The sequence below is a fragment of the Streptomyces sp. NPDC006624 genome (assembly GCF_040611555.1).
Taxonomy (GTDB): domain Bacteria; phylum Actinomycetota; class Actinomycetes; order Streptomycetales; family Streptomycetaceae; genus Streptomyces.
In genome coordinates this window covers 357650-383320 of record NZ_JBEXOM010000003.1, presented here as the reverse complement: position 1 = coordinate 383320, position 25671 = coordinate 357650, and the positions used below count along the sequence as shown (strand labels likewise).

19 protein-coding genes, 1 tRNA gene and 1 pseudogene are annotated in these 25671 nt (G+C 75.1%); 7 read left to right on the top strand and 14 right to left on the bottom strand.

The features are described 5' to 3' along the window. Positions 1–283: 283 nt before the first annotated feature. The gene (locus ABZY20_RS08075; protein WP_356438216.1) at positions 284–1243 is read right to left on the bottom strand and encodes a hypothetical protein; all 960 of its coding nucleotides are present in this window, start codon (positions 1241–1243) and stop codon (positions 284–286) included. A gap of 381 nt (positions 1244–1624) precedes the next feature. Between ABZY20_RS08075 and ABZY20_RS08070 the strand changes: the two genes are divergently transcribed. Then, the gene (locus tag ABZY20_RS08070) at positions 1625–2074 is read left to right on the top strand and encodes a spore-associated protein (RefSeq protein ID WP_356438215.1); all 450 of its coding nucleotides are present in this window, start codon (positions 1625–1627) and stop codon (positions 2072–2074) included. A 100-nt stretch (positions 2075–2174) separates the two neighbouring features. Here ABZY20_RS08070 and ABZY20_RS08065 read toward each other — a convergent pair whose 3' ends face one another. From ABZY20_RS08065 to ABZY20_RS08030, 8 genes are read right to left on the bottom strand one after another with little or no spacing between them, the layout of a single operon-like run. Continuing rightward, on the bottom strand, positions 2175–3599 hold the full coding sequence (locus tag ABZY20_RS08065) for an NADH-quinone oxidoreductase subunit N (RefSeq protein WP_356438212.1): 1425 nt from the start codon (positions 3597–3599) through the stop codon (positions 2175–2177). Continuing rightward, positions 3596–5101, bottom strand: coding sequence for an NADH-quinone oxidoreductase subunit M (locus ABZY20_RS08060; RefSeq protein ID WP_356438210.1), 1506 nt, complete (start codon positions 5099–5101; stop codon positions 3596–3598). Before ABZY20_RS08060 ends, ABZY20_RS08065 begins: the two co-directional genes overlap by 4 nt. A 5-nt stretch (positions 5102–5106) precedes the next feature. After that, a complete protein-coding gene (locus ABZY20_RS08055) occupies positions 5107–7305 on the bottom strand; it encodes a proton-conducting transporter membrane subunit (protein ID WP_356438207.1) in 2199 nt (732 codons plus the stop codon). A gap of 4 nt (positions 7306–7309) precedes the next feature. Next, positions 7310–7615, bottom strand: a complete 306-nt coding sequence (locus tag ABZY20_RS08050; RefSeq protein WP_356438204.1) for an NADH-quinone oxidoreductase subunit K — start codon at positions 7613–7615, stop codon at positions 7310–7312. Continuing rightward, positions 7612–8172 carry an NADH-quinone oxidoreductase subunit J gene (locus tag ABZY20_RS08045; RefSeq protein WP_356438679.1) on the bottom strand — a complete coding sequence of 187 codons (561 nt, stop codon included), beginning with the start codon at positions 8170–8172 and terminating at the stop codon, positions 7612–7614. Before ABZY20_RS08045 ends, ABZY20_RS08050 begins: the two co-directional genes overlap by 4 nt. 22 nt (positions 8173–8194) lie before the next feature. Next, the gene (locus tag ABZY20_RS08040) at positions 8195–9124 is read right to left on the bottom strand and encodes a complex I subunit 1 family protein (RefSeq protein WP_356438202.1); all 930 of its coding nucleotides are present in this window, start codon (positions 9122–9124) and stop codon (positions 8195–8197) included. Beyond that, positions 9117–10481, bottom strand: coding sequence for a hypothetical protein (locus ABZY20_RS08035; protein ID WP_356438201.1), 1365 nt, complete (start codon positions 10479–10481; stop codon positions 9117–9119). Before ABZY20_RS08035 ends, ABZY20_RS08040 begins: the two co-directional genes overlap by 8 nt. After that, entirely contained in the window at positions 10472–10822 is a 351-nt protein-coding gene (locus ABZY20_RS08030) for an NADH-quinone oxidoreductase subunit A (RefSeq protein WP_356438199.1), read from the bottom strand. Before ABZY20_RS08030 ends, ABZY20_RS08035 begins: the two co-directional genes overlap by 10 nt. Positions 10823–11207: 385 nt before the next feature. Between ABZY20_RS08030 and ABZY20_RS08025 the strand changes: the two genes are divergently transcribed. The 3 genes from ABZY20_RS08025 (at position 11208) to fdh (ending at position 16516) form a co-directional block, all read left to right on the top strand. Further along, positions 11208–12131: a 4Fe-4S dicluster domain-containing protein gene (locus tag ABZY20_RS08025; RefSeq protein ID WP_356438676.1), complete on the top strand. Its 924-nt coding sequence runs from the start codon at positions 11208–11210 to the stop codon at positions 12129–12131. Next, positions 12128–13150 (top strand): NrfD/PsrC family molybdoenzyme membrane anchor subunit, encoded by a 1023-nt coding sequence (gene nrfD, locus ABZY20_RS08020; RefSeq protein ID WP_356438196.1) that lies wholly within the window; start codon positions 12128–12130, stop codon positions 13148–13150. Before ABZY20_RS08025 ends, nrfD begins: the two co-directional genes overlap by 4 nt. 105 nt (positions 13151–13255) lie before the next feature. Continuing rightward, positions 13256–16516: a formate dehydrogenase gene (gene fdh / locus ABZY20_RS08015; RefSeq protein ID WP_356438193.1), complete on the top strand. Its 3261-nt coding sequence runs from the start codon at positions 13256–13258 to the stop codon at positions 16514–16516. Positions 16517–16528: 12 nt separating this feature from the next. On the opposite strand, the gene selD is transcribed toward fdh, so the two are convergent. Then, complete coding sequence (selD, locus tag ABZY20_RS08010; RefSeq protein WP_356438190.1) at positions 16529–17554, bottom strand: selenide, water dikinase SelD; 1026 nt, start codon at positions 17552–17554, stop codon at positions 16529–16531. 52 nt (positions 17555–17606) lie between these two features. On the opposite strand from selD, the gene ABZY20_RS08005 reads away from it, so the two are divergent. Next, positions 17607–17700: transfer RNA gene (locus ABZY20_RS08005), tRNA-Sec, on the top strand. Positions 17701–17740: 40 nt separating this feature from the next. Here ABZY20_RS08005 and ABZY20_RS08000 read toward each other — a convergent pair. The 3 genes and pseudogenes from ABZY20_RS08000 to ABZY20_RS07990 all read right to left on the bottom strand — a co-directional run. Continuing rightward, a pseudogene (locus tag ABZY20_RS08000) lies at positions 17741–19486 on the bottom strand (SelB C-terminal domain-containing protein); the annotation flags it as partial. A 6-nt stretch (positions 19487–19492) separates the two neighbouring features. Continuing rightward, complete coding sequence (gene selA, locus ABZY20_RS07995) at positions 19493–20767, bottom strand: L-seryl-tRNA(Sec) selenium transferase (RefSeq protein ID WP_356438675.1); 1275 nt, start codon at positions 20765–20767, stop codon at positions 19493–19495. 217 nt (positions 20768–20984) lie between these two features. Continuing rightward, the gene (locus ABZY20_RS07990; protein ID WP_356438187.1) at positions 20985–22373 is read right to left on the bottom strand and encodes a glycoside hydrolase family 43 protein; all 1389 of its coding nucleotides are present in this window, start codon (positions 22371–22373) and stop codon (positions 20985–20987) included. A gap of 239 nt (positions 22374–22612) precedes the next feature. On the opposite strand from ABZY20_RS07990, the gene ABZY20_RS07985 reads away from it, so the two are divergent. Further along, entirely contained in the window at positions 22613–24037 is a 1425-nt protein-coding gene (locus ABZY20_RS07985) for an amidase (protein ID WP_356438184.1), read from the top strand. 179 nt (positions 24038–24216) lie between these two features. After that, positions 24217–24663: a type II toxin-antitoxin system PemK/MazF family toxin gene (locus ABZY20_RS07980; RefSeq protein WP_356438181.1), complete on the top strand. Its 447-nt coding sequence runs from the start codon at positions 24217–24219 to the stop codon at positions 24661–24663. Here the strand turns inward: ABZY20_RS07980 and ABZY20_RS07975 are convergent. Then, a complete protein-coding gene (locus ABZY20_RS07975; RefSeq protein ID WP_356438179.1) occupies positions 24648–25487 on the bottom strand; it encodes a TIGR02452 family protein in 840 nt (279 codons plus the stop codon). The two genes, ABZY20_RS07980 and ABZY20_RS07975, sit on opposite strands and share 16 nt — an antisense overlap. Positions 25488–25671 lie beyond the last annotated feature (184 nt).

Genomic DNA, 25671 nt, shown 5'->3' with positions numbered 1-25671 from the left:
CTCCCCCGCTGCTGACGCCCCCGGTTTGGTCGCCAGGATTGTAGGGCGGATTCCGCTTGCCGCGGAGGCGGCGGGGCCGGGCCGGGGGACGTCCGTCAGGGGATGGGCGGCTTGAGGGACCCCGGGTGCGGACACGACGGCCGCCCGGCACCAACTCCCTTGTTGGTCACCATGGTTGCGGTCACCCGGGGGCAGCCTCGGGCGCGTCGTCCGCATCCGTCGGGCACGGAGCAGCCGCCCATCCGGTCATGGGCGGCCTGCCGCCGCGGCCACCGGTTCCGGCTCAGCCGCCGAGGCAGATCACGAGCAGGCACAGCTCCTTGGACGTGGAGTCGGAGGGTGACGTCGCGGGCGGAGTGGAGCCGGTCTCGGACGGAGGCGTCGCGGAGTCCGCGGGCTGCTGCGCGTCCGCGCCGGACGTGTCGGCCGGCGGTGCCGCCTGCTGCGTGGGCTTCGACGCGGACGCGCCGTCGCCGGCGGGGGCTGTGTCGGGGGCGCTGCGGCGCGGCGCGGTGGTCAGCGGCAGCTCGCGGGGCGTGGAGGCGGTGGCGGCGTCGGTCCGGGTGTTCACGGGCGTGGTGCGGGGCTCGGCGTCCCGGGACGGCTGCCGTTCCGACGTGCGCGCGGTCTGCGGCGGCTCGGTGGGGGTGGGCGAGGAGGCAGGGGTGTCGTGCCGCGGGGTGGCGGGTTCGGCGTCGGGGTGCGCCTGGTCGCCCGCGCCGCCCATGGGCCGGTCCCCGGGCGTGGTGGCCGCCTGCACGCCGGGGCCGGCGTTCCCGCTCATCGCGGTGACGGTCAGACCGCCCCCGACGAGCGCCACGGCGGTCGCGACCACGGCACGGCGCTGGTTCTTCTTCCAGCGGGCCATCTGCCGCCGCCGCGCGGCCCGGCCCTGCGGGCGGGCCCGGTAGCCGTCGCGGGGACCGCTCTCCGGGGAGTCGTCGCCGCCCGACGGATCGAAGGGCTGGGGCTCGTGGCCCTGGGGCGCGTCGTGCGCCGTCCGCGTGCCGGCGCCGGGGGCGTCGTCCCACACGGTCCCGTCGTGCCAGGTGCCGGCGCCGTGGCCAGTGCCGGGGCCGGCCGCGTACTCCCCTGCGGCGGCTCCGCCCGAGGCCATGGCGGGCGCGGGAGCCGGGCCGGGGCGGTCGACGGCACAGGGGTCGATGTCCGGGGCGTAGGCGCCGCACCCCGGGCAGACCAAGGCGCCGTTGAGGTGCCGGCGGCACGAGGTGCAGTAGTCCATGTGTGGTCTTCCCGATCTGGCTGTTCGGGCGGCTCGGCCGCCGCCTGGTTCACGTTCGCATGGGGGAGCGAGCCGTAACGCTAACGAGACTTTGGCGGGGCCGTGTGCAGCCTGTGTGACACCCCTGCGCAGATCCTCTGGATCTCGCGTGTGCTCCGGATGACCCGTGAGTAAAGCCGACGCGGTATGGGCATCCTCGGCCGTTCACCGAGGGGCGCTCCCGCGGCGCCTGCGGCCTGGACGCGCGCCCCGGACGCGCCCCTCGCGGCACGCCTCCCTCAACTCGCTCTGTTTCCAGGGGAAATGGCGCACAACCCTTCGGGCACCCCGCGGGTCACACCCTGCAGGAGCAACCACCTCGAAGAGTTGCATGGGGGAAATATGAGATTCACCCGTTCCGTCCTGGCCGGTTCCGCTGTGGCCGCGCTGTCGCTGGGGACCGTGACCACCCTGGCGTCGCCCGCCGCGGCCGCGCCCAACACCACGCCGCAGAAGGTGTGCGGCAGCGCCTACAAGACGGTCAACTCGGCGGCCGTCGGCTCGCTGGGCACCGTCTACCTGACCTACAACGCCTCCAACGGCCAGAACTGCGTCGCGACCATCCGCAACAACCCGGGCAAGGCCGTGAACATGTCCGCGTGGATCTACGTCCCGGACACCGACGAGAGCCACTACGACGAGGGCCTGTTCACCTCGTACGCCGGACCGACGTACGTCCAGGGCAAGGGCCACTGCGTGGACTGGGGCGGCAGCATCGCCAACACCTACGTCCAGGTGTACGGCTCCAACTGCGGTTCCCTGAAGGAACACCGGGTCACCTTCACCCGCTGACCCCCTGCGGCCGGGCCACCCCGCTCCCCCTCGCGGGGCCGGGGTGGCCCGGTCCTTTCCCGCGGGCCGCAGCAGGCGTGCGGGGTCGGGACGGGAGGTCTCAGCGCAGCAGGGCCCCGGTGGTCAGGGGGAGGACGGCGCCGCCCGCGAGCCCGAGGGCGAGGGAGGCGGTCGCGGCGGTGTAGGCGGTGGCCGCCGACCAGCGGCCCGCGACGGCCTGGGCGCGGACGTGCTGCTCGCCGGGGGCGCTGTGGAAGAGGGGTCCGAGCCAGCGCAGGTAGTAGAACAGCGAGGCCACGGTGTTGGCGACCGCGAGCGCGGCGAGCCAGGTGTAGCCGCCGTCGACGGCGGCGGTGAACACCTCCAGTTTGCCGAGGAAGACCGCGGTGGGCGGGGTGCCGAGCAGGCCCAGCAGGCAGACCAGGAGGACGGCGGCCAGGGCCGGGCGGCGGCGGGCCAGCCCGCGGTAGTCGTCCAGGGTGCGGGCGTGCGGCAGTTCGGTGACGACGGCGAAGGCGCCGAGGTTGGTCACGGCGTACGCGGCCAGGTAGAACAGCAGGGCCCGCTGGGCGATGTCGCTGCGGGTGGCGACGGCGAGCGCCATGAGCAGGTAGCCGACCTGGCTGATGGCCGAGTACGCCAGCAGGCGCTTGACGGAGGTCTGGAAGAACGCCGCCAGGTTGCCCAGCGTCATGGAGGCGGCGGCGAGGATCGCCAGCAGCAGCGGCCAGTTGACGTCGGTGCCGGGCATCGCCTGGTGCAGCAGCCGGAAACCCGCGACGAGTCCGCCGATCTTGGGCAGCGTGGTGACGTACGCGGCGATCGGAGCGGTGGCGCCGTCGGTGACGTCGGGCACCCAGAAGTGTGCGGGCACCCCGCCGATCTTGAACAGCAGCCCGGCCAGGACGGCGACGAGACCGACGGCGACCAGGCCGTACGGGGCGCCGGGCAGCGTGTCGCGCAGGTCCGGGTAGAGGGTGGCCTCGCCGGCGCCGTAGAGCAGGGCGACACCGGCGAGCATGGTCGTGCCGAGCAGGGCGCCCATCAGGTAGTACTTCAGGGCGGCTTCCGTGCCGGCGCCGTCCTTGGCGAAGCCGGCGAGCGCGTAGGCGGGGATGCTCGCGAGCAGATAGCCCGCGAACAGCATCAGCAGGTCGTTGGCGCCGATCATGGCGAGCGTTCCGGCGCCGGTCAGGAGCAGCAGGACGTAGTACTCGGCCTCCCGCCGGTCGCCGCGCACCCCTTCCACGGACATGGCGAGCACCAGCAGCAGCGCCCCGAGGACGACGAGACGGCCGACGCCGGTGGCGGTGTCGACGGCGAACGCCTCGGAGAACACGGTTTGTTCGTCGTCGACGGCCATGCCGTACCCGGTGGCGGCCAGCCCGGTCGCGCACGCCGCGGCGGCCAGCACGCCGATGACCCACTGGCGGCGCCGGGGCAGCCACCCGGCGGCGAGCAGGCCGAGGACGGCGGCCGCGGTCAGGGCGGTCTCCGGCAGGAGCGCGGCGAGGTTGTTGTTCACCGGGCGACCAGCCCCACCAGGGTGCGGCTGGCCGGTTCGATCACGTCCAGCAGGAACCGGGGCAGTACGCCGATGACGAGGGCGAGCGCCAGCAGCGGGGCGATGGCGGCGGTCTCGGTGCCGGCGAGGTCGGGGAAGCCGCCGGTGCGGACGGTGGGCGGCAGCCGGACGGGTCCGAGGAGCATCTGCCGCAGGGCCCGCAGGAACAGGGCGGCGGTGAGGAGGATGCCGGTCAGGGCGATGGCGGTGGCCACGGCCTGGGAGGCCAGGCTGCCCGTGAAGATCTGGAACTCGGCGATGAACCCGGAGAAGCCGGGGATGCCCAGCCCGGCGAAGGCGGCCAGCACGGTCAGCGCCGCGAACCGCGGGGAGGGCGCGGCCAGACCCGAGTAGGCGTCGATGACGTAGGTGCCGGCCCGGTCGTACAGCACGCCGGACAGCAGGAACAGCGCGCCGGTGATCAGGCCGTGGCTGACCATCTGGACGACGGCGCCGGTGACGGCCAGGGAGCGGGCCTGCGCGTCCGTCCCGGCGAGCATGCCGGCGGCGCCGACGGCGAGGATGACGTACCCCATGTGGTTGACGGACGTGTACGCGATCATGCGCTTGAAGTCCGTCTGCCCCAGGGCGACCAGCGCGCCGTACACGGCGGAGACCGCGCCGACGACCAGGAACACCACGGCGTACTCCCGCCAGGAGCCGGGCAGCAGCGGCATGGCGATGCGGACGAACCCGTAGGTGCCCATCTTCAGCAGCACCCCGGCGAGGATCGCGGACCCGGCGGCCGGCGCCTCGGTGTGGGCCGGGGGCAGCCAGGTGTGGAAGGGCACGGTCGGCGTCTTCACCGCGAGTCCGACCCCGACGGCGAGCAGCACCAGGGCCGCCCAGGTGCCGTGTCCGGCCAGCGGGTCGGCGCGGGCCAGGTCGACGAGGTCGAAGGTGTGCGGGTCGGCGGCCAGGTACAGGCCGATGAAGCCCAGCAGCAGGACCAGGGAGCCGACGAAGGTGTACAGGAAGAACTTCAGCGCCGCCGCCCGCGCCCGTTCGCCGTGTCCCCAGCCGGCGATGACGAAGAACATGCCGACGATCGACAGGTCGAAGAAGAGGAAGAACAGGATCAGGTCCTGCGCGACGAACAGCCCGAGGCAGACGGACTGCAGGAACAGGAACAGGCAGACGTACGACCGGACCCGGCGCGTCTCGCGCAGCGCGTGGACGGCGACCGCGAGGAACAGCACGCAGGTCATGGCGACCAGCGGCAGGGACAGGCCGTCGACGCCGACGTGGTATCCGACGCCGGCCGTCGGCATCCAGCGCGCCCGCTGCTCGTACTGCAGACCGCCGCCCGCGTCGAACCCGGCCCACAGGGCGATCACCAGCGCCAGGTCGGCGGTGGCGACGGCGATCCACACCCAGGTGAAGGCCCGTGCCGGCACGCCCGGGGGGACGAGCAGCAGCAGGACGCAGGCCGCGAGCGGCAGGAAGGTGACGACGGTCAGCACAGGGATTACCTCACCAACAACACGATCAGGGTCAGCACCGCGAAACCGACCGCGGCCTGGGCGTAGTACTGGTGCAGCAGGCCGGTCTGCGGGCGGCGCGCCCACCGCCCCAGCCGTCGGGCGCCCGCGGCGACGGAGCGCACGAGCGCGTCGAGCCCGGCGTCGTCCAGCCGTCCGGCGACCCGCCCCAGGGCCACGCCGCCGCGTGCCGTCCAACCCACGGCGGCGTCGAGGACGTCGTCGTCCAGCCGTCGGGCGAGCCGCGCGGCGGCGAGGCCGCCGCGTGCGGTGTGCCGTACGGCGCCGTCCACGATCCGGTCGTCGAACGCGGCCAGGAACCCGGCCAGGGAGAGCACCGGGCGGACGAGGACGGTGTGCGCCGCCCGTTCCAGGTGCAGCCACTGACCGGCGAACTGCCGTGCCGAAGCGGGGATGCTTGCGGCTCGTGGCCGCCACAGGGCGAGCACTGCGGCGGCGAGCGCGACGGCGGCGGACAGGGCCATCTCCCAGGGGCGCGGGGAGGGTTCACCGACGGCCCCGACGGTCTCGCGCAGCCAGGCGGCGGGGCCGGGCAGCGCCAGCACGCCCAGGGCCGCGGCGGCCAGAGCGAAGGGGAGCAGCGGCCATCGCAGGCCCGCGGGTGCGGTCCGCGGGCGCGCCGCCCGCCCGGCCGACGGCGAGACCTCCGCGCCCTCGGCGGGCCCTCGCCGTCCGGCGGCCCGCCCGGCCTGGTCCGGCGCCTGCCTCGGCTTCGGCCCCGGCCTCGACTCCCGCTCCGGCTGCGGCTGCGGCTGCGGCTGCGGCTGCGGCTGCGGCATCGGCATCGGCTCCCGCCCCCGCTGCGGCTCCGACATCGGCTCCCGCCCCCGCTCCGGCATCGGCTCCGGAGCCGGGGCCTGGGCCGGAGCCGGAGCCGATGCCGGAGCGGGGGCCTGGGCCGGGGCCGGCTCCGGGGCCAGCACGTACCACAGGGCCTTCGCGCTGTAGACGGCTGCGACCGCGGCCGCCGCGATCCCGACCCCGTACAGTGCGCCGCTCTGGTGGCGTGCCGCGGCCAGGACCTCGTCCTTGGCGGCCCACAGCGACAGCGGCGGCAGGCCCGCCAGGGCCAGGGCGCCGACGGTGAAGCAGGCGCCGACCCACGGCTGGGCGCGGGCGGCGCCGCGCAGTTCGCCGAGCCGCTGGGTGCCCAGCACGGTCAGCCACGCCCCGGCGCACAGGAACAGCCCCGCCTTCACGGCGGCGTGCGCGACGAACTGGGCGGTGCCGCCCGCCACCCCCGCGCAGCCGGCGGCCAGCACGATGAAGCCGATCTGCGCGCTGGTGGAAGCCGCCAGCAGCTGCTTGAGATCGCGCTGCGCCACGGCCACCACGCCGAGGGCGAGCGCGGTGACGGCCCCCGCCCAGGCGACCAGCGGCCCGGCCCAGCCGGTGGCCGACAGCAGCGGCTCGGCCCGCAGCAGCAGATACCCGCCGGCGGCCACCATCGCGGCCGAGTGCAGCAGGGCCGAGACAGGGCTGGGGCCCTCCATGGCCCGCGACAGCCAGAAGGAGAAGGGCAGTTGGGCGGACTTGCCCAGGGCCGCCGCGATCACCCCGGCGGTGACCAGGTGCAGCCACGGCCCGTCCGTGCCGGGCAGGGCGTCCAGCCGCAGCGATCCGGCACCGCCCGCCACGGCGGCCCCGGCCGCGAGGTACAGGCCGAGGTCGGCGGTCCGGGTGGTCAGGAACGCCGTGTCGGCGGCCCGCACCCGGTGCCGCTCACGCCACCGGAAGCCGATGAGCGCCCAGCTGGTGGCGCCCATCACCTCCCACGCCATCAGCAGCAACGGCAGCGTGGTCGCGGTGACCGTCACCAGCATGGACCCGGCGAACAGCAGCATCAGGCCGAAGAAGCGGCCCGCGTCCGCCGCACGGCCGAACTCGGCCGCGCTGTAGGTCAGGACGCACAGGGTGACGGCGGCCACCGTGACGACCAGCACCGCGGACAGGCCGTCCACGCGCAGCCCGGCGCGCATCCCGGCGAACAGCGGAGCGCTCACCGAGGGCCGTCCGGCGGCGACCGCGACCGCCGTCCCCAGCACCGCCGTGCCCGCCGCCAGGCCGACGGCGGGCGCGTACCGCCGGCCGGCCGGGCCGGCCGCCGCCAGCGCGGCCCCGGCACCGAGCGGCACCGCGATCAGCAGCCACAGCAGCGCGCCCACCGGATCACCCCCTCAGGTCCTCGGCCATGTCGGTCATGTCCACCTGCCGGGCCCGGTAGAGGGCCGTGACGACGGCGAAGCCGACCGCCATCTCCACGGCCATCGCGACCACCGCGGCCACCACGACGACCTGTCCGCTCGCCGTGGAGGGAGCGAGGTGGCGCCATAACGCGGCGGCCGCGACGACGACCCCGCCGATCATCAGCTCGATGCCCATCATGATCATGACGATGGACTGCTGGGACAGCGCTCCGAAGAGCCCGACGGAGAACAGCCCGGCCGCCAGCGTCAGGACGATCTCCAGCGTCACCGGCCCACACCCCCGCCCGCCGGATCGCGCGCCGGGCGCTGGTCGAGGTCGTCGCCGAAGCGGTCGTAACGCCCCCGTCCGGTGGCCAGGACGACGGAGGCGACCATGGTGGCGAGCAGTGCCACCCCGAGGACGATCATGGTCAGCATCTGGCCGACCATCAGCGACTCGCCCAGCTGGAAGGTGGTGTCGGCGGGCCGCGCGCCCGTGCGCCGCGGCCACGGCACCAGCCAGATCCCGGCCGTCAGGGCCGCGAAGAGGGCGATGCCGGCGGCGAGCGCGCCGCCCCGGTTATGCAGCATCGACATCGGCATCAGGCCGGCCGGGTTCATCATGTACGCGATCATGAAGACGGCCATGATCAGCATCTCCATGACCATCATCAGCACGATGACCACGCCCAGGTAGGGCAGTCCGAGCACCGCCACCACGCCGCCCACGCACACCAGCGAGCCCAGCAGTGCGTAGGTGACCCGTGCCATCGAGTCGCAGGTGAACACCAGCACGGCTCCGGCCAGGGCGAGCACGCCCAGCACCCAGAACAGCGCCGTCAGCACGGCCACCACCTCCTCAGCGGGGCTATCGGTTGAGTACGACCAGCGCCGCGACCAGCGCCTGGAGGATCGTCAGCGGCACCAGCACCACCCAGGCGACCTCCATGTAGCGGTCGGCGCGGACGACCGGCAGGAGCCGGCGGACCCACACCAGCAGCGCCAGCACGGCGAGCGTCTTCAGCAGCGACCAGGCCCAGGCGGGCAGCCCGGGTCCCGCGCCGCCGCCCAGGAACAGCGGCACCGCCATCGCCGACCCGGCCGCGAGCCACAGCCACCGGCCCGCCCGCAGCAGCAGCCGGTCCACACCTGCCGTCTCGCCCAGCACGCCGCCCGCGAGGTCGTCCCCGGCCGGATACGCGAACGGCCCGATGAACCCGAACGCCAGCACCCCCGCCAGGAACGCGAGGAAGGCGACCGGCATCCACACCGCGTACCAGAGCCCCTGCTGTGCGGCGACGAAGTCCCCCACGCGCAGCGACTCCGCGCCGGTCGCGGGTGCGATGAGGGCGAACATCAGCGGCAGTTCGTAGGCGAGGCCCTGCGCGAGGAAGCGGTAGCCGCCGACGAGGGGGAACGCCGCGTTCGGCCCCCACCCGGCCAGCCACAGCCCCGCCCAGGTGAGCACCTCCATGGCGTTGAACCACACGATGCCCACCGGCAGATCGGCGAGCGTCCGGTTCCCGAGCGGGACGACCAGCACGGACATGACCGCCGCGACGGGCACGATCAGTACGCCCAGCCGCCACAGCAGCAGGTCCGGGGCGGGTGTCCGGCGCGGCTGGGCGAGCAGCGCCCGCGGCACGTCCAGCAGGGGGCGCAGCGCCGCCGTGGCCGTCACCGGCCGACCCGCCCGTCCGGCGGCCAGCAGTGCGTCCCCGGCCACCGCCGCCACCGCGTACAGCAACAGGAGGGCGGGGGCGAGGAGCAGCCCCCACCAGGGCGCGGTCTCAACCACCGGCCACCTCCCGCACCCGGACGGCGAGTTCGTCCGGGTCCGGGTCCAGACTGGCCACGATCAGCCGGGCCGCCGCGAGTTCCGCGCCTTCGAGCAGCCCGGGCAGCAGGCGCACCAGGGCGGCCGACGCGTCCGGACCGCCGCGCGGGCCCTCCTCACGGCCGGGGTCGAGCGGGGAGGGGTCGCCGAGCCGGGCCACGTCGCGTTCCGTCTCGGCGAGCCACTGCCGGTAGCGGGCCGGTACGTCCCCGTCGGCTCGCGCAGCCGGTCCGCCGACCCCGGCGGCGCCGGCGTCGGCCGTGGACAGGGGCCCGATGCCGTGTGTCAGCCAGTGGAGGGTGCGGGAGCGGCCCACCCGCCGGGTGAACCTCCGCAGCCGCCGCGACAGCTCCTCCCCCGCGGCCCCGTCGAGGAGGTCGTCCCGCAACCGCCGTGCCGTGACGGCCTGCGCGGGCCAGCCGGCCACGGCCAGCAGCCGTCCCAGACTGTCCAGGTGCGCCGCGGCCCGGCGCCGCGCGGCCTCCCCGGCGGAGACCGGTTCGCCGGCCGCGGCCCGCTGCCACGGCCGGGTCCAGAAGGGCGCGGGCGGTGCCGCCCCGGGGGCGGGGGTGACCGGGTCGTCGACGGTGGCTTCCTGGACGACGTCCCCCTGCAGGGTCAGCCGGACCGTCAGACCGGCCGGCCAGTCGGTGAGCAGCGGTCCCAGCGGTACGTGGAGGCGGTCCAGCGCCAGGCCGTCGCGGTCGGGCCCTCGCTCGGCCATGGGCAGACCGGCGGGCATCTCCATGCCGCCGTGACCGCCGTGGCCGCCGTGGTCCCCGTGGCCTCCGCCGTGCCCTTCTTGCCCCTCGCCCTGGTCGTCATGGCCCTCACCGCGACCGCCGTGGCCGCCGTCCCGGTCGTCATGGCCCGCGCCGTCACCGGCGTCAGCGTCGTGGCCGCCGTGACCGTCGTCGGTGTCATGGGCCGCGTCTGCATCCGCGTCCCGGTCCGAGTCCTGGTCCGGGGCCGGGTGGGCGTTCGAGGGTGCGTCCGGGGGTGTGTCCGGAAGCATCGCCAGCCGGGTGCGCGCCGCGTCGAGCGCCGAGGTGACGTCCGAGGGAGCGTCCGCGTGCACGCGGGCCCGGGGTGCCGGGGTGTCCCGCCACAGCCGGTCCACCGCCGCCGACAGGGCGGGAGGGACGGGCCCGGCCACCAGGAGGACGTCGGCCTCCGCGGGCGTGAGCGCGGCGGGGAAGTCCCGCAGCCTCAGCTCCCGTTCGGCCGCGAGCCGTACGCCGGTGGCGCCCGGCATCGGCAGCAGCAGGACCCGGGGGCGCCCGGCGGCGGCGCGCAGCAGCGGTGTGGTCAGGTCCATCGCAGGGCGCCCTCCCGCCAGGCGTAGATCACCCCGGTCAGCAGGATCGCGAGGAAGACGAACATCTCGAGCACGGCACTGGGCCCCATCGCGGAGATGACGCGGGTCCAGGGATACATGAAGACCATTTCCATGTCGAACGCGAGAAAGAGCATCGTCACCGCGTACCACCGCACGTGGAACCGGCTGACCGCATGCTCGCCCGGTTCCAGGCCCGACCCGAACGGCGCGGCAGCCAGCGGCTCACGGACCACCCGTACGGCCCACGCCGCCCCGTACAGCGCGACGATCACGAGCCCGGCCACGCCGAGCAGGGACAGACCCGCGACGACCCCGCTCACCGCGGCACCGGCCCCGTGGCCGCGACGGTCATGTGCCCCACTCCCTCTCCGTGTCGTGGAGCTGCGGCCTTACCCCCCGGAGGGACGCGCGAACCGGATGTTCCGCCGTCCAGAGGAGGGGCCCCGCCACCCGGCCGGTGCCTCGGCTCCGTTTCGGCCGGGCGCGCCTCGGGCACCCGTGCCAGGCTCGGAGCGAGCGGCCGGCGTCCGATCGCGGCGGGCGGCCGGCCGGATCGAACGGCACGAGGGCGGAGGCACGGTCATGGCCGACGACAGCACGACGGGGGGCCGCCGGGCGGCCACCGGACCGGGGCACGGCCATCCGCCGACCGGCCCCCACCCGGACGTGGCCCGCGCGTCCGGGTATCCGGACGCCCCGCCTCGCATGGGCTTCTTCACCGACACCTCCGTCTGCATCGGCTGCAAGGCGTGCGAGGTGGCGTGCAAGGAGTGGAACGCCGTTCCGGAGGACGGGCTGGAACTGACCGGCATGTCCTACGACAACACCCAGGGGCTCGGCGCCAGCACGTGGCGGCACGTCGCCTTCATCGAGCAGCGCAAACCGCTGGGCGGCCAGGAACCCGGCGGCGGCCACGAGGACGTCGACGTCTTCGCGGCGGCCGGGCGGCTGGGCACCTCGCCCTCCTCCCCCGGCCCGGGCGCCACCGCCCCGCAGGCGGGGTCCGCGCCCGCGGGAGCGCCCGCCGGGGAGATCTCGCCCCTGGCACCCGACGGGCGCACCGAGTTGCGCTGGCTGATGTCCTCGGACGTGTGCAAGCACTGCACGCACGCCGCCTGCCTCGACGTGTGCCCCACCGGGTCGCTGTTCCGCACCGAGTTCGGCACGGTCGTCGTGCAGGAGGACATCTGCAACGGCTGCGGCTACTGCGTGCCGGCCTGCCCGTACGGCGTCATCGACCAGCGCAAGGGCGACGGGCGCGCCTGGAAGTGCACCCTGTGCTACGACCGGCTCGGCGTCGGCATGGAGCCGGCCTGCGCCAAGGCCTGCCCCACCGACTCCATCCAGTTCGGGCCGCTGGAGGAGCTGCGGGAGCGGGCGGCGGGCCGGGTGGCGCAGCTGCACGCGGCCGGTGTCCCCGACGCCCGGCTGTACGGGGAGAGCCCCGACGACGGGGTCGGCGGCGACGGCGCGTTCTTCCTGCTGCTCGACGAGCCCGAGGTGTACGGGCTGCCGCCCGACCCGGTCGTCACCACCCGCGATCTGCCCGACATGTGGCGGCACGCCGCCCTGGCCGCCGCCTCGCTCGGGGCGCTGGCCGTCGCCAGCTTCCTCCGGAGGCCCCGATGAGCGACTCGGACGTGACCCGCGCCGGCAGGGAAGGCGCGCGGCCCGGCCGCGAAGCCGTCACCGGGGAACAGGCAGGGCGCCGTCGCCGACGGCGCGGGCGCGGCGAGCGCGCCATGGTGCCCGACGCCGAGTTCTCCTCGTACTACGGCAAGCCGATCCTCAACAAACCGACCTGGAAACCCCTCGACATCGCCGGCTACCTGTACCTGGGCGGCCTGGCCGGCGCGTCGTCGCTGCTGGCCGCCGGGGCACAGCTCACCGGCCGGCCGGCGGTGGCCAGGGCGGCCAAACTCGGGGCTGCGGGAGCCATTTCGCTCTCGCTGGCCGCACTCGTGCACGACCTCGGGCGCCCCGCCCGCTTCATCAACATGCTCCGCGTCTTCAAACCGACCTCTCCCATGAATCTGGGGTCATGGCTACTGGCCGGATACGCACCGCTCACCATGGTCGCCGCGGCCACCGACGTCGCGCGCCGGTACCGGCTCGTGGGCTCCGCGGCGACCGCGGCGTCCGCCGTCCTCGGCCCGGCCGTCGCCACGTACACCGCCGTGCTCATCTCCGACACCGCCGTGCCCTCCTGGCACGAGGGCTACCGGGAGATGCCGTTCGTCTTCGCGGGGTCCGGGGCGACCGCGGCGGCCGGGCTGGCGCTGGTGTGCGCGCCAGCGGAGCAGACGGGGCCCGCACGGCGCATGGCGGCGCTGGGCGCGGCGCTGGAGCTGGGCGCGTTCGGGCTGATGAAGCGGCGGATGGGTCTGGCGGCGGAGCCCTTCGAGGAGGAGGGCACGCCGAAGCGGCTGCTGCGGGCCGCGGAGGTCCTGACGGCGGGCGGCGCGGCGCTGGCGGCGGTCGCCGGGCGGCGCCGCGGCCGGGGGCCGGGCGCGGTGGCCGGTGCCGCGCTGCTGGGCGGGTCCGCCGCGCTGCGCTTCGGCGTCTTCCACGCCGGGGTGGTTTCGGCGGAGGACCCGAAGTTCACGGTCGTACCGCAGCGCGCACGCCTGCGGGCGGCGGAAGGATGACCGGGCGGCCCCCGGAGGGGGACACCGGCGCCGGTTTCGACGGGTGCGACGCGGGTACTCCGCTGCGCCGAGGCAGGACACGGGCACCACGGGAGGGCGGACGGCATGGGCGTGCGCACGTGGATCGATTCCTGGCCGGTCTACCGGCAGCTGAAGGGCACCGACCCGCTGGGCCGGGGCGCCGCCGCCAGGAGCGGGACCAGTGAGCGGCTGACGCCCAGGGTGGCGAGCGCCGACCGGGTGGTGAAGTCGGTCTGCCCGTACTGCGCCGTGGGATGCGGCCAGAACGTCTACGTCGAGGACGGCCGGGTCACCCAGATCGAGGGCGACCCCGACTCCCCGATCTCGCGCGGCCGGCTGTGCCCGAAGGGCTCGGCCAGTCTGCAGCTGACGACCGGCGACAGCCGTGAGCACCAGGTCCTGTACCGGCGTCCGCACGGCACCGCGTGGGAGCGTCTCGAGCTGGACACGGCGATGGACATGATCGCCGACCGGGTGATCGAGGCCCGCCGCGCCGGCTGGCAGTGGGAGGTCGACGAGACGCGCACCCGGCGCACCGTCGGCATCGCCAGCCTCGGCGGGGCGACGCTGGACAACGAGGAGAACTACCTGATCAAGAAGTTGTTCACCGCGCTGGGAGCCGTGCAGATCGAGAACCAGGCGCGTATTTGACACTCCTCCACCGTTCCCGGTCTGGGAACCTCGTTCGGACGCGGCGGCGCGACCACCTTCCAGCAGGACCTGCAGAACGCGGACTGCATCGTCATCCAGGGCTCGAACATGGCCGAGTGCCATCCGGTCGGGTTCCAGTGGGTGATGGAGGCCAAGGCCCGGGGCGCGAAGGTGATCCACGTCGACCCGCGTTTCACCCGCACCAGCGCCCTGGCCGACCTGCACGTGCCGCTGCGCGCGGGCACGGACATCGCCTTCCTCGGCGGGATCATCAACCACGTCCTGAGCAACGACCAGTACTTCCGCGACTACGTCGTGGCCTACACCAACGGCCCGGTGCTGCTGCGGGAGCAGTTCCGCGACACCGAGGACCTCGACGGCGTCTTCTCAGGCCTGGACCCCGACAGCCGCACGTACGACCCGGCCGGCTGGCAGTACGAGGGCATGGAGGTGCAGGCGGCCTCCGGACTGCGCGAACAGGGGTACGACAGGCGCACGGACGGCGGCGCGTCGGTGTCGGAGGCCGGGCGCGGCGAGGCGCTCGGCTCGGGCGGCGCCGACATCGGCGCGGGAGAGCCCGAACGCGACGAGACGATGACCCACCCGCGCTGCGTCTTCCAGGTGCTCAGGCGGCACTACGCCCGCTACACGCCCGAACTGGTCGAGCGGATCTGCGGCGTGCCGCAGGACCTCTTCCGCCAGGTGTGCGAGCACATCACGGACAACTCCGGGCGCGAGCGCACCACCGCGTTCGCCTACGCGGTCGGCTGGACGCAGCACACCGTGGGGGTGCAGTACATCCGCGCGGCGTCCGTCCTGCAGAGCCTGCTGGGCAACATCGGCCGGCCGGGCGGCGGGATCCTGGCCCTGCGCGGGCACGCCTCCATCCAGGGCTCCACGGACATCCCGACCCTGTTCAACCTGCTCCCCGGCTACATCCCGATGCCGCACGCGCACGAGAACGACGATCTGGAATCCTTCGTCCGGTCGCAGGCGGCGCGGAAGGGTTACTGGGGCAACATGCGCGCCTACCTGGTGAGTCTGCTGAAGGCCTACTGGGGCGACGCGGCCACAGCCGACAACGACTTCTGCTTCGACTACCTGCCGCGTCTGACGGGCTCCCACTCCACCTACGAGACCGTCATGGCCCAGCTGGAGGGCACCTGCAAGGGCTACTTCCTCATGGGCGAGAACCCCGCGGTCGGTTCCGCCAACGCCAAGCTCCAGCGGCTGGGCATGGCGAACCTGGACTGGCTCGTCGTACGGGACTTCTCCCTCATCGAGTCGGCCACCTGGTGGCAGGACGGCCCGGAGATCGAGACGGGCGAGCTGCGCACGCAGGACATCGGCACCGAGGTGTTCTTCCTGCCGGCCGCCGCGCACACCGAGAAGGACGGCACGTTCACCAACACCCAGCGGCTGCTGCAGTGGCACCACCAGGCCGTGGAACCGCCCGGCGAGGCCCGCAGCGACCTGTGGTTCGCCTACCACCTCGGGCGGATCATCCGGCAGAAGCTCGCCGCGTCCACCGACCCCATGGACCGTCCGCTGCTCGACCTGACCTGGGACTACCCGACCCGGGGCGCACTGGCCGAGCCGGAGGCCGAGTCGGTGCTGGCCGAGATCAACGGCCGGGACGCAGACGGCAGTCCACTGGCCTCCTACGAGCAGCTCGCCGCCGACGGCTCCACCAGCTGCGGCTGCTGGATCTACTGCGGCGTCCGCGCCGACGGCGTCAACCAGGCCGCCCGGCGCAAGCCCGGCGGGCAGCAGGACTGGGTGGCGAACGAGTGGGGCTGGGCGTGGCCCGCCAACCGGCGCATCCTCTACAACCGCGCCTCCGCCGACCCGGACGGCAGGCCGTGGAGCACACGCAAGGCCCTGGTGTGGTGGGACGCGGAGCGCGGGCGGTGGACGGGCCACGACATCCCCGACTTCAAGGCGGACAAGGCCCCCGGCCACCGGCCCCCGAAGGACGCGACCGGGCCCGAGGCGCTCTCGGGCACCGACGCGTTCATCATGCAGGCCGACGGCAAGGCGTGGCTGTACGCCCCGGCGGGGCTGACCGACGGGCCGCTGCCCGCGCACTACGAACCGCAGGACTCCCCGTTCCCGAACCTGCTGTACGGCCGGCAGCGCAATCCGGTACGGCAGTTGCTGCCGCCGCACCCGGACAACCGCTACCAGCCCAGCGCGGGCGAACCGGGCACGGAGGTCTTCCCGTACGTGGCGACGACCTATCGGCTCACCGAGCATCACACCGCGGGCGGCATGTCCCGCTGGCAGCCCTATCTGGCGGAGCTGCAGCCGGAGTTCTTCTGCGAGGTGTCCCCCGGGCTGGCGGCCGAGCGCGGTCTGGAGCACACCGGCTGGGCGACGGTCGTCAGCGCCCGCGGGGTGATCGAGGCGCGGGTGCTGGTCACCGACCGCGTGCCGCCGCTGACCGTGCACGGGCGCACCCTGCACCAGGTGGGCCTGCCCTACCACTGGGGACCCAACGGCTACAGCACCGGCGACGCCGCCAACGAGCTGGTGCACCTGTCGCTCGATCCCAACACGCACATCCAGGAGACCAAGGCGTTCGCGGTGGACATCCGGCCGGGCCGCCGTCCCCGGGGCCCGGCGGCCGTGGAGCTGGTGAGGGCCTACCGGGAGCGGGCGGGCATCACGGACCGGACGGGCACGGAACTGTGACCCGGCAGGCGCTCAGCGCAGGACGACCGAGTGGCTCCGGCGCGGGACGAGTTCCCCCACCACCGGGGCACCGGGCACCTCCCCGGCCACGAGCAGGCCGCCCGAGGTCTGCGCGTCGGCCAGCAGGAGGCGGGTGCCGGCGGAGGTGTCCCCGAAGTCGGTGAACGGCGCCACCCACTCCAGGTTGCGCCGGGTGCCGCCGCTGACGTACCCGTCGCGCACCGCCTCCCGGGCGCCGTCCAGGTACGGCACGGCGGCGGTGTCGACGACCGCCGTCACCCCGGAGGCGCGGGCCAGTTTGTGCAGGTGGCCCAGGAAGCCGAAGCCGGTGACGTCGGTGGCGCAGGTGGCTCCCGCCGCCAGGGCCGCGGCCGACGCGTCCCGGTTCAGGGCCACCATGGTGGCGACCGCCTGTTCGAACCGCTCGCCGGTGGCCTTGTGGCGGTTGTTGAGCACGCCGAGGCCGAGGGGCTTGGTGAGCGACAGCGGCACGCCCGGCCGGCCCGCGTCGTTGCGCAGCAGCCGCCCGGGATCGGCCAGGCCGGTGACGGCCATGCCGTACTTGGGTTCCGGGTCGTCCACGCTGTGTCCGCCGCCCACGTGGCAGCCCGCCTCGGTGGCGATGTCGAGCCCTCCGCGCAGCACCTCGCGGGCCAGGTCGAGGGGCAGCACGTCACGGGGCCAGGCGAGCAGGTTGACGGCCAGGACCGGGCGGCCGCCCATCGCGTAGACGTCCGACAGGGCGTTGGCGGCGGCGATGCGCCCCCAGTCGTAGGGGTCGTCCACGACGGGGGTGAAGAAGTCGGCGGTGCAGACCACCGCCGAGGCCGGGGCCCCGTCCGGGCCGGGCAGGGCGGCGACGGCGGCGTCGTCGCCCGTGGCCAGCCCGACCAGCAGCGGCGTGTCGCCCCCGGTCGCGCGAGGCGCGGTCAGGTGGCCAAGCACGTCCTCCAGTTCGCCCGGCGGGATCTTGCAGGCGCAGCCGCCGCCGTGGGCGTACCGGGTGAGCCGTACGGGGGCTTCGCGCGTCGGGGTCATCGAGGGTTCTCCTTGCCGACGACGGGGTCGCCATGGGGTTAGCCTGTCGGGCGGAGGCGTGTGGGTGCCTGGTGGCCCTCCCGGTCTTCAAAACCGAGGTGCCCGAGGATCTCGGGCAGGCGGGTTCGATTCCCGTCCGCCTCCGCTTCCGTTCTCCGTGCCCGCCCGGCAGCGCCGGCGCTGGGCGTCCACCCGCTCGGTGTACCCGCGGGTGTCGAGGTACTCCAGCAGCGGCACGGCAACCCGGCGGGTGGTGTCCAGGGCCCGGCGGGCCTCGCTGAGCGTGAACGGCTGGGCGATCTCCCTCAGGACGGCGGCGGCCGCGCTGTCCGCGTCCGGGAGCAGGACGATGCCGTCGCCGACCGCCAGCAGTTCCCCCGCGCAGACCGCCGCGGCGAGGGCCTTGCGGTCGAGGCCCAGTTCGGCCAGCCGGCCGGCCTCCGGGGCGCGGAAGGGGGCGTGCTCCAGATCGCGCCGCACGGCGTCGACGGCAGCGCGGACGGGCGGCGGCAGGGTGGGTCCGGTGCCCCCGGGGCCGTGGAGCCGCCCGTGGCGTCGGCGCACCTCGGCCGCCGTCGCGGCGAGGGCGTCGACCAGGGAGCGGTCCGGCAGGCCGAGCAGCCGCCGGGCCGCCTCGGTGGGCAGGCCGGGCTCCATCGGGTGCCGCGCCGCGTGGCGTTCCACCTCGGCGGTGAGCCGGTCCCGCAGGGCCGCCCAGTGGTCGGGGTCGGCGAGCCAGTCCCCGGCGACGGGCTCGCCGGGTGCGGCCACGCCCATGGCCCGCAGTTGCGAGCGCGTCACGAGCCCGCGGCGGCGCAGCTCGGCCGCGCCGTCCGGGCGGCCGGTCATGCCCGCGAGGTCGGCGGCCCGGGCGCGGGCCGCGCCCCGCCGGGCCAGCCGTGGGGGCCGTACGTCCAGCACGGTCGCCCCGCACGGTGGGCGCCGCCCGCCCGGTTCCCGCAGGACCGCGCGGTCGCCGACGCGCAGGGGCAGGGGCCGCCGGAGAGTCAGCCGGGCGGTGTCGTCGCCGAACGGGCGGACCGTGACCGGCACGGCGGCGGTGCCCAGGTGCAGGGTGAGGGTGCGGGGCAGGTCCGCGACCGGCTCTCCGGTCACCCGCACGTCGGCCACGCCGGTGAGCAGCCAGCGGCCGGGGGTCAGCAGCACCGCGCCCCGGCCCAGGGCGGCGTCGGCGGGGCCGTGCACGTTGACGGCCACGCGCGCCACGCCGCGGGCGGCGGTGACGTCCTCCTGGAGGCACTGGAGTCCCCGGACGCGCAGCGCCGTGGTGCCGTCGCCGGTGACGAGCCGGTCGCCGGCGCGCAGGGTGCCCTCGCCCAGGGTGCCGGTGACGACGGTGCCGTGACCGCGCACGGTGAAGGCGCGGTCCAGCCACAGGCGGACGTCGGCGCCGGCGGGCGGCTCGGGCAGCGACCGGCCCAGCCGGTCCAGTTCGCGGCGCAGCCCGTCCAGGCCGGCTCCGGTCACCGCGCTCACGGCGACGGACGGCACGTGGCCGAGCGAGGTGGCCGCCATGCGCTCGACGGCGTCGGCGCGCACCGGCCCGGGGTCGGCCAGGTCGCTGCGGGTCACCGCGAGGACGGCGTGCCGCACGCCGAGCGCGTCCAGGATCTCCAGGTGCTCCTGTGACTGCGTCTGCCAGCCCTGGTCGGCGGCCACCACGAACAGCACGGCCGGTACGGGTCCGACGCCGGCGAGCATGGTCGCCACGAACCGCTCGTGACCGGGCACGTCCACGAAGGCGATGCGCCGGCCACCGGGTCCGTCGGGCGCGGTCCACACGAACCCCAGGTCGAGGGTCAGGCCCCGGCGCCGCTCCTCCTCGAAGCGGTCGGGTTCCATCCCGGTCAGCGCCCGCACCAGCGCCGATTTGCCGTGGTCGACGTGACCGGCGGTCGCCAGTACCCGCATGCCGCCTTACTCCTTCTCCACCGAGCGGACCGCCCCGGCCAGTGCCCCGTCGTCCTCGGGCGGCACGGTCCGCAGGTCCAGCAGGCACCGGCCGCCCTCCAGCCTCCCCACCACGGGGACCCGGCCGGCCCGCAGGGCGGCGGCGTACGGCTCGGGCAGGGACAGGGCGGCGCTGGGCAGCGTCACGCCGGGGGCGCCCCCGCCGCCGACGGTGGCCTCGCTCGGCACGGCCCGGGCGTCGACGCCGTCGGCGCGAAGTGCGGCGGCGAGCCGTTCGGCGCGTGCCCTGAGCCGGTCCGGGTCGGCGCTCAGGGCGGCGGCGGTCGGTGTCCGCGGCCCGGTCAGGGTCGCCTCCAGCGCGGCCAGGGTCAGCTTGTCCACGCGCAGGGCGCGGGCGAGCGGATGCCGGGACACGGTCCCGACCAGCGCCTCTTCTCCGAGGAGCAGCCCGCACTGCGGTCCGCCCAGCAGTTTGTCGCCGCTGGCGGTGACGAGGGACGCTCCGGCCCGCAGCTGGGTCTGCGCGTCGGGCTCCTCGGGCAGCAGGGGGTGCGGGGCGAGCAGCCCGGAGCCGATGTCGACGACCACCGGGGTGCCGAGCGCCGCCAGTTGCGCCACCGTGGCCGCGCTGGTGAAGCCGGTGACGCGGAAGTTGGACGGGTGCACCTTCAGCACGAAGGCCGTGCCGGGGCCGAGGGCGGCGGCGTAGTCGGCGACGGTCGTGCGGTTGGTGGTGCCGACCTCACGCAGCCGTGCCCCGGTGGACTCCAGCAGGTTTGGCAGGCGGAAACCGTCCCCGATCTCCACCATCTCGCCCCGGCTGATGACGATGTCCCGGCCCGCGGCGAGGGCGGTGGCCACCAGGACGAGTGCGGCGGCGCCGTTGTTCACGACGTGCGCGGCGGCCGCCGCGGGCACGCGCGCCCGGAGCGCGGCGAGGGCGCTGCGCCCGCGCCGGGCCCGTACTCCGGTGCGCAGGTCGAGTTCGACGTCCGTGGGTCCGGCGGCCTCCTGGACGGCCTGCCGGGCCGCCGCCGACAGTGAGGCCCGGCCGAGGTTGGTGTGCAGGACGACGCCGGTGGCGTTGAGCACCGCGCGCAGTCCGCCCGGGGTGCCGGGCAGCAGGGCCACCGCCGCGTCGGCCACGTCCTCGGGCGCGATCGCACCGCCGCGTGCCCGCTCCTGGGCCTGCCGCACCGCCGTCTTCACGACCGTGGGCCCGAGCCGCTGCGCGGCGTCCTCCAGGCGGGCGTCGCGCAGCACGGCGTCGGTGCGCGGGATCCGCCGTCGGGTGTCCGTCGCGTCGCCGTCCTCGCGCCGGCCGCCGGGGCCGGGCGGTGCCGCTCCGGTCCGGGCGGCGGTCGCGTCCCGGGTGACCCGCTGGTCCACGCGGCCCCTGCCTCTCCGTGCGCTCCGGTGACTGTCCGAGGAAACGCCCATCGTCTCCCAGTGCCCCCTGACGGTGCCGCGACACGCCGGGGAGCGGCCGGCGCGCGGCTCAGGCCCAGGCCGTCACCGGCACGAACGAGCTGTCCTGCCGGAACAGGTCCGTGCCGTCGGAGCGTTCGACGCGCAGCTGGTAGGCGTAGTGGCGGAGGTAGCGGCCGGGGTGGTTGTACGACTCGAAGCGGACGGAGCCCGACGCCGTGCCGGCCCGCAGCAGGAACGTGGCGTCCTCGGCGAACGTGCGCGTGCCGTCGTTCGCGTCGAAGCGGGCGCGGAAGTCCCAGTGGCGCAGGTAGGCGCCGGTCATGTCGCGGAAGGAGCAGCCGCCGGCGTCGGCCAGCCCGGGGACGACCGTGAAGGTGGCGGCCTGCTTCTCGGCGCTGCCGCTGGAGCCGTCGACGACGGGCAGGTTCAGCAGGGAGGACTGCCGCTGCCAGTGGCGGGTGGGGTAGTTGGCCGAGCGGAAGGAGCGGGTGGTGTTCCGGGCCAGGCTCGGTCCGCCCGTGACGGTCTCCTTGACGACCGAGAAGTGCCGGGCCGTGCCGGAGATCCCGGGCAGGGCGGCGGGGGGCGTCCAGGTCGTGAAGGTGTCGCGGCTGTCGCTGTAGTAGTAGGTGCCGTCGCCGTAGCCGTCGAAGAAGATCCGCCAGGCGCCGTTGTCGAGCTGCACCAGGGCGGGGCCCTCGCGGTAGCTGCCCCAGCCGGCCCAGTCGCCCGTGCGGCGGATCGTGTAGGGGCCGGTCAGGTTCGTGGCGGTGGCGTACTCGATGTACTTCGTCGTCTCGTTCTTCGGGAAGGCGTGGTACGTCGAGCCGATCCGCACGATGAAGGTGTCGATGTGGTTGGCGCCGATGCCGGTGAGGGGCACCGGGGTGCTCCACGCGGTGAGCGCGCTGTCGGTGGCCCGCATCAGGTAGGGCGTGAAGATCCACTCGTCGTTCGTGGTGGAGCAGGACACGATGACGTGGACGCCGCCGTCGCTGTCGACGAACCACTCGGGCGCCCAGGCGCGCGACAGGCCCGGGACCGGGACGGTGTGGTCGTACAGGAACGTCCAGTTGACGCGGTCGGGGCTGCGGGCGAAGCCGATGGTGGTGCTGGGGTCCTGCCAGGTGCGCGTGGTGTAGGCGGCGTAGTAGCGGCCGTCGGTGTGCCGGATGACGCTCGCGTCGCGGATCCGGCCCGCGGGCGGGGTGTACGCGGAGGAGCGCAGCAGCCGGAAGTCGGTGGCGTCGTCGGACTGGAAGACGTCGACGGTGCCGTCGTCGCTGTTGCGGAACGGGACGATCGTGTAGCGGGTGGCCGAGCCGTTCGGGGGCGCGGCGGCCAGGGCGCCGCCCAGCAGTCCGGGCGCCTCGCCCAGCAGCGCCGCCGAGGCGGGCAGGGCGGCCAGGGTGCGCAGCAGGGTACGGCGGGACGGGGCGGCGGGGCGTGGGGTCACGGTGGCTCTCCCTCGAGCACCAGGGTCGATATGTCGAACAGCATTCGGCGACTCGACCGGACGTGGGGGCTCAGAAGCTAAGGGCGAGGCGCGGGGCCGTCAATGGTTTGAACAGGGGCCGGCGAGCCCAGTGAGGAAGGTGTGGCCGACGGTCGGGCCCTCACTCCTGTCGCCGGCATTCCGCCCCCGGCCACCGGACGTTACCGTTCGGTAGACAAGCCGCTTCCGGAGGTGTCCGTATGACGCTCGACCGTGCCGCAGGACTGGCGGAGACCGCCCGTGCGCTGGCCGCGGGGGAGGTGACGTCCCGGGCGCTGACCGAGCGGACGCTGACGCGGATCGAGGCGACGCAGGGCACGCTGAACGCCTTCCGGATCGTCCGGGCCGAGGCCGCCCTCGCCGAGGCCGGCGCCGCCGACCGGGAACTGGCCGCGGGCGGGCGCAAGCCGCTGCTCGGGGTGCCGGTGGCCGTGAAGGACGACATGGACGTGGCGGGCGAGCCCACCGCGTTCGGCTGCCGCGGGGAGTTCCCGCCGGTCGCCGAGGACGGCGAGGCGGTGCGGCGGCTGCGCGCGGCCGGTGCCGTGATCGTCGGCAAGACCAACACCTGCGAGTTCGGGCAGTGGCCCTTCACGGAGGGGCCCGCGTTCGGCGCGACCCGCAATCCGTGGAGCACGCAGCACACGCCCGGAGGCTCCTCGGGCGGCTCCGCCGCAGCGGTCGCCGCCGGACTCGTGCCCGCCGCGCTCGGCTCGGACGGCGCCGGGTCGGTGCGGATCCCGGCCGCGTGGACCCATCTGGTCGGCATCAAGCCGCAGCGCGGCCGGATCTCCACCTGGCCGCGCGGCGAGTCCTTCCAGGGCATCACCGTCAACGGCACCCTGGCCCGCTCGGTCGCCGACGCGGCCCTGCTGCTGGACGCGTCGAGCGGCAACCACGCCCAGGACCCCCACCGGCCCCCGGCGATCGACCTGTCCTCCGCGGTCGGCCGCGACCCCGGGCGGCTGCGCGTCGCGCTCTCCCTCAAACCGCCGTTCACGGCCGTACCCGCCCGGCTCCGGCCGGAGGTGCGGGCGCGGGTCGTCGCCCTCGCCGAGCGGCTCGCCGCGCTGGGGCACACGGTCGAGGAGGCCGACCCGCCCTACGGGCAGATCGGGCTGACCTTCGTGCCGCGGGCCACGGCCGGGATCGCCGAGCGGGTCGGCGAGGCGCCCTTCCCGGCGCTGCTGGACCGGCGCACCCGGGACGCGGCCCGGCTGGGCCGGCTGCTCGGCGGGGCCCCGCTGCGGGTGGCCCGGCGGGCGGAGGCCGTCCTGCACCGCCGTATCGGCGGGTTCTTCACAACGTACGACGTGGTGCTCGCGCCCACGACCGCCGCTCCCCCGCCCCGCGTCGGCGCACTGCTCGAACTCAGCGGGTTCGCCACCGACCGCGCGATGATCGCCGCCTGCCCGTACGCCTGGCCGTGGAACGTGCTGGGCTGGCCGGGCGTCAACGTGCCCGCCGGTTTCACGCCGGACGGCCTGCCGGTCGGGGCGCAGCTGCTGGGCCCGGCGAACAGCGAGCCGCTCCTGGTGGGGGTGGCCGCGCAACTGGAGGCGAAGCTGCGCTGGGACGACATCTGGCCCTCGCCACCCGTGACGGCGCGTTCCGCTGCCGCCTGACCGCGCTGTCGACGAGCTCGCGCCGCCTGCGCGAGGCGCAGGGGGCCGCGGGCTCTGGCAGCGGGCTCGGCCGCGGGCTCGGTGGGGCGGCTCGCGCCGCCCGCGCCAGGCGCAGGGTGCGGGCCGGCGATGCGCCACCCGGAGGGCGTGCGCGCCGGGGCGGCCTCTAAGGTGCCCCCGTGAGCACCTACGCCGACGAGAACGTCCCGGGCCGTCACGGCCTCTCCGCCACCGTCCAGGCCGACCCGCGCGAGGTGGGCCGGGTGCGCACGGAGTACTCGCCCGCCCACGACGGCGATCCCGACCCGGGCGAGATCGTCTGGACGTGGGTGCCCTTCGAGGAGAACGACGGCCGGGGCAAGGACCGCCCGGTGCTCGTGGTCGCCCGCGAACCGGCGGGCACGTTCCTCGCCGTGCAGCTCTCCAGCAGGCGGCACGACGGCGACACCGAGTGGGTGCCGATCGGCAGCGGCCCCTGGGACCGCTCGGGGCGTGACTCGTGGGTCGGCGTGGACCGGGTGCTGCGCCTGCACGAGGACGGCATGCGCCGTGAGGCCTGCGCGCTCGACCGGATGCGCTTCAACCTGGTGAGGCGGCGGCTGCAGGAGCGCTACGGCTGGAGCTGAGCGGTGCTCCCGGACCGGCTGCCGAGCACCCTCTCGAACGCGCCCCGCACCTTCAGGCCCGGGGTCCGGTCCAGAATCCCGAACGCCACGTGCTCGAACGTCCCGGCGAACCGTCCACCGGGACCCAGCAGCCGCCGGAAGGCCTCCGCGACCTGCGCGGGGTCGTTGCGGAAGACCCCGCAGCCCCACGCGCCCAGGACGAGCCGGGGGTAGCCGTGGGCGGCGGCCGTCTCCAGGACGCGTTCGGCGCGGCGGGCCAGGACCCGCGGCAGCTCGTGCGCCCGATCGGGTGCCGTGCGGAGCACCACGCCCGCGTTGGGCGCGGGCGAGGTCAGGAAGCCCGCGGTGTACGGCTCGTCCAGCAGGCGGCCCCGGTCGTCGCGGAAGACGGGCACGCCCGGTGAGTGGATGACACGGTCCGTGTAGAACGGGTCCCGGTGGGCGCGGTGGTGGTCGTAGAAGGCGCGGGCTTCGAGCAGGCAGGTGTACAGCGCCGAGGCGCGGCACAGGGCCTCCTCCTGCGCCTGGGCGCCGTTGAGGTAGCCGCCGCCCGGGTTGCGGGCCGAGGCGAAGTTCAGGACGGCCACCCGGCCCCCGAGCCGGCGGGCGGCCTCCAGGCTGCTCTCGCCGGTGACCTCGGTCAGCGTCCCCGTCACCCGGACGGCGGACACCGGCACCGGTTCCGGTCCGTACACGCGCGTGCCCTCCCGGGCGGCCCGCAGCTCCGCCGCGATGGACACCTCGCGGCCGTCCGGTGCCCGGTAGGCCCCGGCGGCCACGATCTGCTCGTTCTCGCGCGCGAGGCCGCGCAGCCGCGCGCTCACGGCGCCACCCCCGTGCGCGCCGTGACCGCGCGCCGCGCGGCCCTTCTTGTCGTGCTCACGCAGGCATCGTGGGTGATTCCGCATCCGTGGCGCAACGGGGTTTTCGCCGCGGGAGGACGCCGGGAAAGCCGTGGCGGAGCCGTCGCGGAGCCGTCGCGGAGGGCCCGGCCGGCTCGTGTGACGG